Source organism: Corynebacterium sp. LaCa_70, from assembly GCF_058182015.1.
Genome location: NZ_CP190914.1, coordinates 2,063,574 through 2,074,758, shown reverse-complemented (window position 1 = coordinate 2,074,758; position 11,185 = coordinate 2,063,574). Strand labels below are relative to the sequence as shown.

General features: G+C 56.3%; 8 protein-coding genes. 5 read left to right on the top strand and 3 right to left on the bottom strand.

Annotated features, from left to right (window positions below; all coding sequences use genetic code 11):
* The first annotated feature begins 394 nt into the window (after window positions 1–394).
* Window positions 395–1,423 (top strand): MFS transporter, encoded by a 1,029-nt coding sequence (locus ACP8MI_RS09485; RefSeq protein ID WP_249606076.1) that lies wholly within the window; start codon window positions 395–397, stop codon window positions 1,421–1,423.
* A 408-nt stretch (window positions 1,424–1,831) separates the two neighbouring features.
* On the opposite strand, the gene ACP8MI_RS09480 is transcribed toward ACP8MI_RS09485, so the two are convergent.
* Both ACP8MI_RS09480 and ACP8MI_RS09475 read right to left on the bottom strand, forming a co-directional pair.
* Window positions 1,832–3,235: an IS30 family transposase gene (locus ACP8MI_RS09480; RefSeq protein WP_049149747.1), complete on the bottom strand. Its 1,404-nt coding sequence runs from the start codon at window positions 3,233–3,235 to the stop codon at window positions 1,832–1,834.
* A 250-nt stretch (window positions 3,236–3,485) separates the two neighbouring features.
* Window positions 3,486–4,760, bottom strand: coding sequence for an MFS transporter (locus ACP8MI_RS09475; RefSeq protein WP_239212305.1), 1,275 nt, complete (start codon window positions 4,758–4,760; stop codon window positions 3,486–3,488).
* An 813-nt stretch (window positions 4,761–5,573) separates the two neighbouring features.
* On the opposite strand from ACP8MI_RS09475, the gene mshA reads away from it, so the two are divergent.
* From mshA to ACP8MI_RS09455, 4 genes are all read left to right on the top strand, one after another.
* Window positions 5,574–6,893, top strand: a complete 1,320-nt coding sequence (mshA, locus tag ACP8MI_RS09470) for a D-inositol-3-phosphate glycosyltransferase (RefSeq protein WP_049150257.1) — start codon at window positions 5,574–5,576, stop codon at window positions 6,891–6,893.
* A gap of 27 nt (window positions 6,894–6,920) precedes the next feature.
* Complete coding sequence (locus ACP8MI_RS09465) at window positions 6,921–7,757, top strand: phosphoglyceromutase (RefSeq protein WP_049150259.1); 837 nt, start codon at window positions 6,921–6,923, stop codon at window positions 7,755–7,757.
* Between the two features lie 323 nt (window positions 7,758–8,080).
* Complete coding sequence (locus ACP8MI_RS09460) at window positions 8,081–9,283, top strand: sensor histidine kinase (protein WP_375544320.1); 1,203 nt, start codon at window positions 8,081–8,083, stop codon at window positions 9,281–9,283.
* Between the two features lie 188 nt (window positions 9,284–9,471).
* The gene (locus ACP8MI_RS09455; protein WP_049150261.1) at window positions 9,472–10,173 is read left to right on the top strand and encodes a response regulator transcription factor; all 702 of its coding nucleotides are present in this window, start codon (window positions 9,472–9,474) and stop codon (window positions 10,171–10,173) included.
* Window positions 10,174–10,241: 68 nt separating this feature from the next.
* Here ACP8MI_RS09455 and ACP8MI_RS09450 read toward each other — a convergent pair whose 3' ends face one another.
* Window positions 10,242–11,159 (bottom strand): DUF3109 family protein, encoded by a 918-nt coding sequence (locus tag ACP8MI_RS09450; protein WP_049150262.1) that lies wholly within the window; start codon window positions 11,157–11,159, stop codon window positions 10,242–10,244.
* Window positions 11,160–11,185 lie beyond the last annotated feature (26 nt).

Here is an 11,185-nt window from a genome sequence, read left to right as displayed (position 1 = left end):
GGTACTTCATCATTGGCCTGGTCAATTCTGCGATGCCGCTTTCTCGCCAACCGCAGAGAAACGCACCCAATTTCCCGGATTCAACTCACCCCGGAGGGCCTGCCGCAGCGCATCACCGCCACCTGCACACATTTAATTCACCCTATAAATGCTCAATTATCAGGACTTTTGTTGTCTCAAGACAATTGCACCTCTTGTGATACCTGTCAGCCGTTAGCATTAATTCCATCAGGGGAGCGGATCCTGATTTCGAGAGAATTTTAGCGCTTCTCATCACGACTCCCAGTGTCTCCGTGAGCGAAGCAGCATCATTCAGTCAAATTCCACTGGAAGAAGTTCTAAACTTCTGGCAGAAAGGCTTTGAAGCTGGGCTCCTGTTTACTCCTTTGATCTAATGGAAAGAAGTCTCTTGCTCAAAACACGCGCTAAAAACTTAGTATTGGCCGTGGTGGCTTCCGCGCTTGGCGATGGCCTTATCCCCACTGCTTTTGCGATCCAATCGTTTAAATTGGACTCCAGCGGTAGGTTGCTTACCTTTGTCCTTATTGCACTGTGGTCCGCCAAACTGATTTCATCACTGGCCCTCGACAAGATTCCAACCCCGGTTTTTCCGGCTAGGATCATGGTTCTATCAGATTTTGGCAGAGCCCTGGCACAGGTTGGGCTCCTTGTTTACCTGTTACTATTCGCGAACTTTTGGGGCCCAGCCCTGATCATTTCATCCTTCCTTTACGGCTTTTTCGCCCCGTGGTTTGGTCCCAATAGATTCTCCCTCCTCGCCTCTATCCTCACCGGGGAAGAGCGTCGCAAGATAAACTCCCTACTTTCTGCCATCGGCGATGCCCTCTTCCTCGCCGGCCCACTCCTCGGCTCCGCCTTAACCCTGGGACTGGGCTTCAAGGCAGTTCTGGTGATCGACACCTTTACCTTCGTCATATCGATGGCATTTATCGCGTCTTATTGGAATGTCCGTAGCAAATCTGGGCAGCAGGAAGCGCCTGAGGAAAAAAACCGCCGAGCCGTCTCCAGAAAAAGCCGCCATCCCGCATATCAGGCTTCCCCGGTGGGCTGTTCACGGACTAGTTACTTGGCTTATCGTAGCCACAACGATTGGCTTTATCGGTTCCGCGGCACCCACCTCAGTGATGGACCGGTTCTCCGAATCTACCTGGGGATGGATCGCATCCATCGGCGCGGCAGGCTCCCTCTTGGGTTCTTTATTATCGTCTTTTCCCATGTGGAAAAAGGTGCACTGGAATCTCCTTCAGATAGCCTTATGCGCCGCTTATGCCGGACATCTTTTAGCACTGTTTTTATCGTCCAGCATTTACGTTATTGCTATCGCCACCTCGCTGAGCGGTGCATTGACTGCAATCTCAGGAATTACCTGGGATGTCTTGGGGCAAGAACTGCCTTCAGATGACTTGGTTAACCGTTTTGCCGTGCGTGACCAAATCGTAAACACCGTCGGCATCCCCGTTGGCATGTTGCTATTCGCTTTCCTCGCAAACGCTAACGGTATCTCGTTATCCATTCTTCTTGTACTTTTGTCTGTCGCCGCGCTTGTATGCTTTGCTCCAAAATCTGTCCCGCAGAAAAGCAGGCCCTAATTCGTATGGGCTATCGATTCATACTGGCCCCAAGGCAAGCTGAGCTATTCAAAAGGGATGAAGTGTCCCACCCGCGAGTATGGATCAACTCGTTCTTGTGAGGGAACGTTGACGTTTGCCGCCAGAGCATTGTCATATCAGTCCCCAAAAATTCCGGTGGAAGCGGTGATTTCGTGCTGGGAAGGCGCTGGTTGTAGACAACGCTGACATACTACTTGGATTCAATCGGTGGTTGCAACACTGTTGTTTTGAATTGATTGTAGTTGTTCATTGAAGACTTCGACTGGGGTTCGAAATCCAAGGACTTTTCTTGGTCTGTTGTTGAGCGTGTAGGCGATGGCGGCGAGGTCTTGGGCTGTCCATCGAGACAGGTCGGTACCCTTGGGAAAGTACTGGCGTAGGAGTCCGTTGCTGTTCTCATTCGTGGGACGTTGCCATGGCGAGTGTGGGTCCGCGAAGAACACTTTCGTGCCCGTGGCTAGAGTGAAAGCGGCATGGTCAGCGAGCTCGGTTCCGCGGTCCCAGGTCAACGTTTGACGCAGTTGTAACGGTAGATCTTTCATCACGGTTTGTAGGGCGGTGTTCATCGCTTCAGCACCGTACCCACCCAAGGCAGGTCCGTTCTTCGTCCTTGGTTGTTCACCCCAGCCGTCCAACCGGGGCAGGTGCACCAGCAGGATCGACCGGCTGTAGCGTTCGACCACGGTCCCGATCGCTGACCTGCCGGTACCGATGATCAAGTCTCCTTCCCAATGCCCGGGCACCGCCCGATCCGAGGCTTCCGGGGGCCGGTTAGAGATGACAACATCGGCGGTGACATGACCTTCAGGCTTGCTCTTGGACCGGGCGCGGGGTTTACGCAGGGCCCGCCCAGTCCGCAGTGCGGCCACGAGTTCACGCTTCAGCGCCCCGCGCCCCTCGATATAGAGCGCCTGGTAGATCGCTTCATGGGAGATTCTCATACTCTCATCATCAGGGAAGTCGATCCTTAACCGCTGCGATATCTGCTCCGGGCTCCACGCGGTCAACCACCGTCGGTCTGCCCTGTGAGGTTTGCTCCGGCCCTTCCACGCAGGCGTATCAGGCCCCGCCATGACGACCCCGTTTTCATCTCGGACCGTCCCAGCAAGACGCTCCTGAACATAGTCCCGCAGGCGCGGATTATCCACGAGTTTTGCTTGTTTGGGACGCTTAGCGGCTTCCTGAGCTTTCCACTGGGCCACCCCTGCCCGATAAACCTGCTTGCCACCACGGGTGGCAGCATTACGCCGTAGCTCACGAGAAATCGTCGCCGGATTGCGGCCAATCCGTCGAGCGATCTCACGCACACCCGTCTGTTTCTCCCACAGGATCGCGATTTCCTCTCGTTCAGCAAACGATAGATACCGCCCCGAGGGCTCGTCCAAAGCTAACGGTCTCATTCCACCAGCATGACGGAACCACCTCGTTCCCACCGGTACGGACACCCCCACCTGAAGGGCGGCCTGCGCAGTGGTGATTCCCGTCGCGATCAGACCCCAGAACTGGCGTTGCACTGCCCGTGACGGAACCGGCCTATCCGGGGAACGCATCGCAGGCCGCAACGCCCGATCCGCACGCCACTGACGCCGCACCCCCACCGGCATATCACTGGTCTTCTTACTCCAGTCCTTGGTAGCCACCTTCTCATACCTCCATGCTCAGGGTGTTGCGACAACCAATTGAATCCACCTTGTGAGCCGTGGTCACAATGGTGAATCAAGCCCGTTGTTTCCTTGGCGCACACGATTGCCTGGTTCAACGCCTGCAGCAGCAAAGCCTCGGTCGCATCGAGTTCGGTAGTGCCTCCCCAGCGATCCATCGGGAAGACACGTCAGTGACAAAGGCCCTTGGGACTTACTCGCATACGGGGAGCAAATTGAAATCGGATGCTTTAGGCAGTGTGCGCAGGACTGAACTTGCCGCTATCAAACAGGAGATAACCGAGCACAGAGCGCATAGTGCCATGCTTGCCTGAAAACCAATTGCAGCGAGAAATATACCCGCGCTGGCGGAGGCGATGATTGGTAGCAATCCCATCATCAGACGCGCTCCTGCCGAGCATTTTCCTATTTTTTCGGGAGGCGCTGATAACGCAAGCAGTCCTCCGGAATATGAGTTGCAGGCAATGGAGGGAACTACGATGAAAAATGCTGCAACTGCGATAAACGGCCAATACTGAGAAAATACAAGGAGCAACAAATACCACAGTAGCTCCCAAAACATCGTTGCTCGGATGATGTTTCTTCCTGGCAATTGCTTGATGAGGCGGTCTTGAAGAAGCCCTCCAACAATCATTCCAAGGGCGAACATGGCTGAGGTGAGGCCGATTATCCAACCATCAACTTTGAGGTATGCCAGCCATAGGTCAATGGACGCGATGAGGAAAAAGTTGGCGAAGTTGGAGAAGATATCGATGCTGAAGATTGTTCGAAGCCTCGGATATTTCCAAATCCAAGCCAAAGAATATTTACTATCGGACCAGAACTGTCTAAACGAATACCGTTGCTCACTGTTTTTCTTCCCCAGGTCCGTACTGATGGTTCTTGAAGCATAAAGCGGACCCAACCCACACAACGTTTGTGCAATGAAGGGAATAACCGGGGCTAGGCCGTAGAGAAAGCCTCCTAAAGGGAGTCCGAGCATCCAGATAATGTTGTCTCGAGTTTGGTTACGGCCTTGCGCTTGAACAAGCAAATTCTCAGGAATGATGAATCTCAAAATGGCGTTGGTCAGGCCTCCGAACGTGCCTGTAATCATTCCTGCAAACAGGCTAAAGAAGAACAAAAGTGGGAAATTGAATTTGCCCAAGTAAAGCAGTAGCGAGAAGGTTGACCAGATACCAATTTGGCTCAGCCCGTAGAAGAGAAGTAACTTTTTCTTGTTAAAACGATCGATAATCATCCCGGCTGGGATCGTCATGATCATCGAGCCTGCCGAGCTTGCGGCTCCAATCACTCCCGCTTGACTTAGGCTTCCAGTGAGGTAGTAGCTCGCAAGTGAAATAGGGATAGCCACGAGGGATGCCCCCAAGGCGCTTGCTGTATCAGCGAAGAACCACCGTAGATAGTCAGGATGGTTCTTGCGTACGATGGTCCAAAATTTTTGATCAGAAGTCTTATAATCCTGCATCGTGTCTCTCAATGTTTGACAACCGCGACTGAAAGCCCACGCACGCAGCATGAACCCAGCGTCGGATTTCCGAAATGGGTAATTCTCACGGGTCAACCTCTTGACCCGCCGCAACTTGCGGTGTGTCAAATGAGATCTATTGATGCAGTAATGTGAACATGATGTGCTCCAGGTGCTATGCCATTAATTTTGGATCAGTGCCGATAGACTTCCGCGCAATAAGCTCGCTAATTCTCTTGGGGTAGGAGCTTGCTCTTGAAAGACTGGATGGAGACCATAATAGCTGGTCCCCCGTTCATCACTAATGATTTCGAAATCTATGGCTTTAATCTCTAGTTTGTTGTTGATGAGAATGTTTGAGGGAGATACGTCTATTCACTGTACGCCTGACTTTGCGATGGTGAAGTGTCCTGGGTTTTGTTCCGTTGGGGTAGATGGGAAAATCTGGGCTATCCCAAAAACAGGATGTGAAGGGCAGCGGCGTCCGTTTAGTTGAGGTTCGCATTCTGCGGGCAGCATGTCGATGCACTCAGCAAGCCAGACGGTAGCACCAGAATTGGGCGTCTCGTGAGAACGTGCCAAGTTGTTTGGGCGTGGGGTTGGGATTATAAGTATCTAACGAAACGATTCGGGTGTGGGTATCTACCTCGCGGTGGTCACGGGCATTACCTTGATCGCGGTGTTCTGCATGCGAGAAACCAGGGATATCGACATGCGTGAGGTTTAGCGGTCACGCTGGGATTATTGTTCTAGGTCGCGACCTATATAAGCTCCAGTTCTGCTGCAGCACGCCAGTATCTTTAGGATGCAAGTATGCGCATCGCCATGATCTCTATGCACACCTCACCCATCGAGCAGCCGGGAATCGGCGATGCCGGGGGCATGAACGTCTACGTCTTAAATATCGCCCGCCAGCTCGCGAAACAGGGTATTGGCGTCGATATCTTCACCCGCGCCACCCGATCCTCCCAGCCGGAGGTCATGCACCTTGCCGAAAACCTCCGCGTTATTAACATCATCGCGGGCCCTTATGTCGGGCTAGAAAAAGAATCGTTGCCGACGCAGCTCGTTGCTTTTACCGGGGGCATCGTGCAGTTCGTCAATAAAGAATCCCAGCCGGCGGCCAAGCAGGAGTCCCGTACTGGCTACGCTCCCTGCCACGCGCCGTATGATGCGATCCACTCCCACTATTGGCTCTCCGGCCAGGTTGGCTGGTTGCTGCGCGACCTGTGGGGCATCAGCCTCGTCCACACCGCCCACACGCTTGCGGCGGTGAAAAACGCCTATCGCTCGGCGGATGATACCGCTGAATCCGAGGCCCGCCGTATCTGCGAACAGCAACTCGTCGACAACGCCGACACTCTCGTCGTCAACACCGACGAAGAAGCCCGCGACCTCATTGGCCACTATGATGCCGAACCATCCAAGATCGTGGTGGTTCCGCCAGGTGCTGATCTAGAACTGTTTACCCCGGGCACAGACCGCAACACAGAGCGCTCCCGACGCGAACTCGGCATCCCACTACACACGAAGGTTGTCGCGTTTGTAGGCCGTTTACAGAAATTCAAAGGCCCCGAGGTGCTCATCCGCGCTACCGCCGAGCTGTTCCGCCGCGAGCCTGACCGGTGCCTACGAGTGGTGATCTGCGGCGGCCCGTCGGGAAGCGCAGCCAGCCCGGATTATTACCACAATCTTGCCCGTGAACTGGGCGTCGCCAAGTGTATCCGGTTCATTGATACCCGCCCGCCGGAAGAGCTGGTGGCGGTGTATCAAGCTGCCGACCTGATCGCGGTGCCGAGTTACAACGAATCATTCGGCCTCGTTCCCATGGAGGCGCAGGCGTGCGGCACCCCGGTGGTGGCCGCGCGGGTCGGTGGCCTGCCGATTGCCGTTGCCGATGGACAGACGGGCGTGCTTGTCGACGGGCACGACCCGGCCGATTGGGCCGATGTGCTGGCAGATTTGCTGGACGACGACGAACGCCGCGTCCAGATGGGGCAGGCCGCGGTGGGGCATGCCGCGCAGTTTTCGTGGGCGGCGGCTGCCGACCGGCTAGTGGGGGTATTCCAGGATGCGATTGCGAGTGCTGACGGTGCATCCGGGTTGCGAAACCGGCAAGCCAGCGGCAATTAGCGGGTTGTCCGTGGCATGCTAGAAGCTATGACTGGACCTAATTCTGAACCGAATTCTGCCAACGGCAAGCTCATCTTGCTGCGCCACGGCCAATCCACCTGGAACGAATCCAACCAGTTCACCGGCTGGGTGGATGTGGATCTGACTGCCCGCGGTGAAAACGAGGCGCGCCGGGCCGGTGAGTTGATTGCCACCGCCGGGTTGAAACCAGAAATTGTGTACACCTCGTTGCTGCGCCGCGCGATCCGTTCGGCAAACATCGCCCTGTCTGCGGCTAATCGCCACTGGATCCCGGTTGTGCGGAACTGGCGCATCAACGAGCGCCACTACGGTGCCTTGCAGGGGTTGAACAAGGCAGAAACCCGCGACAAGTACGGCGAGGACCAATTCATGTCCTGGCGTCGTTCCTACGACACCCCGCCACCGGAGCTTGCCGACGACTCCCAGTACTCCCAAGCTGGCGACCCGCGCTATGCGGATGTGGAAAACCCGCCCCGCACCGAGTGCTTGAAAGACGTCGTGGCTCGTGCAATCCCGTACTTCGAATCGGAGATCTTGCCACGCCTGCGGGACGGCCAGACCGTGTTGTTGGCTGCGCACGGAAATTCGCTGCGCGCGTTGGTCAAGCACTTGGATCAGATTTCTGATGAAGACATCGCTGGGCTCAACATCCCGACCGGCATGCCATTGGTGTACGAATTTGCTGCCGACGGCAGCATTGTGAACCCGGGTGGCGATTATCTGGATCCAGAGGCCGCCCAGGCGGGTGCTGCCGCTGTGGCTAACCAGGGACAATTGGGTCAGGGACAACCGGGCCAGGATCAGGCTGGCCAGAAACAGGCTGCCCAGGACCAGGCCAAGTAATCCCCGTGACTACTGCGCACATTGTCCTGCTTACCGTCGCTGTGACGGTGCTAGTTATCGCCGTGATCCTGGTGCTTGGGGTTGCGGCTTTCTGGCGTGCACGACAGTCCAGCTACGTTGGCGCTCGTCTCGTCGAACGCGCGCAGCAGAAGCGTCGCGGGCGCCAGGCGAAGAAGTCGAAATTACCCCGAGTGCACCGGTCTGAGCAGGCGCAGCAGCGTACGGGCGGGGCGCAGTTGTGGGGAGAGGATCAGTACCCGCAGCAGCAGTACCACCAGCAGTATCCGCACCAGCACAAGTACCAGCACCAGTCTTTCCAGGGGATGGACAACGTGGCTGCTACTGCTAGCACTGCTGCGGCGGCTAGTGCGCATGCGGAGACGACGTCGAATGCGGATGCAACACATGCGCCAATGCTGGAATCCAACCAGGTTGTGACCGTCGGCCAGATGCTGCATCTGGTGATCCAAAGTTCGCCGACTGGCATTGTTGTCCTTGACCGTGATGGGGATGTCATGTTGTCGAACGCGCGGGCGCACGACATGGCGTTGGTGCATGCTCGGACCGTCGACAAGCAGGTCTGGCAGGTGGCTGCGAGCGTTTTTGACGACGAGGAAAAAGAAAACCGGCTGCTCGAGCTCGCGATACCGAAGCGTCGTACCGGCAATCGGATTTCGAACGTGCGCGCATTGGTCAAGCCACTCACGCTTGTCGACGACAGGTTTGTGATCGTCTACGGCACAGATGAATCGGAAAACGTGCGTATGGAATCCGCGCGGCGAGATTTCGTCGCCAATGTCTCACATGAACTGAAAACTCCGGTCGGTGGCATGGCGTTGTTGGCGGAGGCGTTATTGGGATCGCCTGATGATCCAGAGCACGTGGAGCATTTTGGAAAGCAGCTGCAGCGCGAGGCCACGCGTATGGCCGATATGGTCAACGAGCTGATTTCTTTGTCCAAGCTGCAGGGGGCAGAAGCCCTGCCGGAGATCGAGCAGGTGTCTGTCGGTGACGTCATCAGTGCTGCGATCGTGCGTAACCAGATGGCCGCGGAGAATCACGGCATCGAATTGCGCACCCCGGAGGGGGAAACATCTGCGGCCGGGGTTTTCGTCGCCGGAAATCGGAACTTGTTGGTCACGGCGGTATCTAACTTGGTCTCGAATGCCATTAACTATTCCCCAGATGCCACCCCAGTCACCATCAGCTGGGAGGAGGCCTCCGCGGATGAAGTGTGTATCCACGTTTCTGACCAGGGGATTGGTATCGCTGCTGCGGATCAGGAACGCGTTTTTGAGCGATTTTTCCGTGTAGACAAGGCGCGTTCGCGGCAGACCGGCGGCACTGGGCTGGGGTTGGCGATCGTGAAACACGTTATTGCGAACCACGGCGGCAAAATTAGTCTGCGTTCTGAGCTGGGTGAAGGCACCACATTTACGTTGGCGTTGCCGAGGTATAAGGGTGAAACAATAGAGACCGACCAGGATTTGGAGACTGGCCGTTCCACAAGTTCAGGACTTGATTAAGCCGTGATATAGGATGAGCGATGTGACAGAAACCATCGTTTAAGTCACATCAGCCTGCGCGACCAGGCATGACCATGCTTGTGGCTGTGTGGCTGTATGGCAGTGTGGCTGCACAATTCAGAGTGGACCAGCAAGCGTAATCGACCGAAGCACATAATCGACCCGAAGTACAAAAAGGACAAGGCCCCATGGCTACTGTTTTGATCGTTGAAGATGAAGAGTCGTTAGCCGACCCCCTGGCATTCCTACTTCGCAAGGAAGGCTTTGACACTCTGACGGCAACCGATGGCCCGAGTGCCTTGTCGACGTTCCAATCCGAGCACGTCGACATCGTGTTGCTGGATCTGATGCTGCCGGGCATGTCGGGCACTGAGGTGTGCAAGAAGATCCGGACTACATCCCAGGTACCGATCATCATGGTGACCGCACGTGATTCCGAAATTGACAAGGTCTTGGGGCTGGAGCTTGGTGCCGACGACTACGTGACCAAACCGTATTCCGCCCGCGAATTAACCGCCCGCATCCGGGCCGTACTGCGCCGCGGGGCTGATGCTAGTACTAGCGAACCGGCAGCCGAGGGGGCGTCTGAAAACATCCTGGAAAGTGGACGCGTGCGCATGGACGTCGACCGCCACATTGTTTATGTCGACGGTGAAGCTGTGCCGATGCCCCTGAAAGAATTCCACCTGCTGGAGTACCTGCTGGAAAACGCGGGCCGTGTGTTGACCCGCGGGCAACTCATTGACCGCATCTGGGGCTCGGACTACATCGGCGACACCAAAACGATCGACGTGCATGTGAAACGTCTGCGCTCCAAGATTGAGCCGGAACCATCCCGCCCATCCCACCTGGTGACTGTGCGCGGGCTGGGCTACAAATTCGACGCCTAATTCTCCGGGCCTAGTTTCCGGGCCCCAATTGCCCCGGTCTCGCTGCCCGGGGTCTATTCGTTTGCCGCCTAATTTTCTGCGCCCCGGTTATTCGCCGCCTCCCGGGTAGCCGGGTGCTGCGGCAGGTCCACACCTGCAGCGCGAGCCTCGTCCCGCAACTGACAATGGCTGGCCAAGATTTCGTAATTGCGCTGGCCCATCACTGCGACCAATTCCTCCCGGTGGGTTTTCCACAACGGATCCGTCGTCGTATGGCACTGCGGCGCTGACGAACACCACCAATCAAACTCTTCGCCGCCATTGCCCCAGGCGCGCCGGTCGTATTCACTGATCACCGTGCGCAAAATTTCCACATCGTCGCTGCGGGTTTCATAATCCTCATGTCGACGAATCGGCACCTGCCAACACACCTCCGGCTTGACGACGGTCAACTCCTCACCTTCGGCCACCGCCCATTGGTGCAGCGCGCAACCTGCGCCAGTTCCCCAGCCGTGACGATTCGCGAAGATACAGCCGCCGTCGACAGTGCGCGTTTTTAACGAAGGCTCCATCTCTCCGTCGTCGTTTTCTTCCTCGTCCCACACCAGCCACGGCTCCAACTCGCCAGCTGGCGCTACTCCCGACAAGTGCTCCTCGGTATTGCTCGGGCGCAGCTGCCAATACTTCGCAGGCATCTCGCGGACGGCGTCGAAAAGCTGATCTTGGTCGGTTTCGTCGGCAAGAAACGCCCCATGGGTGCAACAGGCCACGTCGGTGATGCCTTCGCGGATGCCGAAACAATCCGAGGTGCCGAACTTACAGCTGTAATGGGACTCCACCCAGGTCAGATCGATGGAAAAGACGTGCTCCGGATCATCCGGGTTGGTGAATTCGAACCACTCCCGAGCGAAATCCGGGGCCACCTCCCGGCCAGCACGAATAGACTTGCCGGCCGGCGAGCTTGCAGGAAAACCAAGGAAAACAGAAGAAGACTGAGCGTGATTCACACTTAGACACCGTAGACCGTTTAGGC

What these genes read in the sequence shown, in the direction of transcription:
- ACP8MI_RS09485 (WP_249606076.1), top strand. Translation starts at nt 395, where the DNA reads ATGGAAAGAAGTCTCTTGCTCAAAACACGCGCTAAAAACTTAGTATTG.
- ACP8MI_RS09480 (WP_049149747.1), bottom strand. Translation starts at nt 3,235, where the DNA reads ATGCCGGTGGGGGTGCGGCGTCAGTGGCGTGCGGATCGGGCGTTGCGG.
- ACP8MI_RS09475 (WP_239212305.1), bottom strand. Translation starts at nt 4,760, where the DNA reads ATGCAGGATTATAAGACTTCTGATCAAAAATTTTGGACCATCGTACGC.
- mshA (WP_049150257.1), top strand. Translation starts at nt 5,574, where the DNA reads ATGCGCATCGCCATGATCTCTATGCACACCTCACCCATCGAGCAGCCG.
- ACP8MI_RS09465 (WP_049150259.1), top strand. Translation starts at nt 6,921, where the DNA reads ATGACTGGACCTAATTCTGAACCGAATTCTGCCAACGGCAAGCTCATC.
- ACP8MI_RS09460 (WP_375544320.1), top strand. Translation starts at nt 8,081, where the DNA reads ATGGACAACGTGGCTGCTACTGCTAGCACTGCTGCGGCGGCTAGTGCG.
- ACP8MI_RS09455 (WP_049150261.1), top strand. Translation starts at nt 9,472, where the DNA reads ATGGCTACTGTTTTGATCGTTGAAGATGAAGAGTCGTTAGCCGACCCC.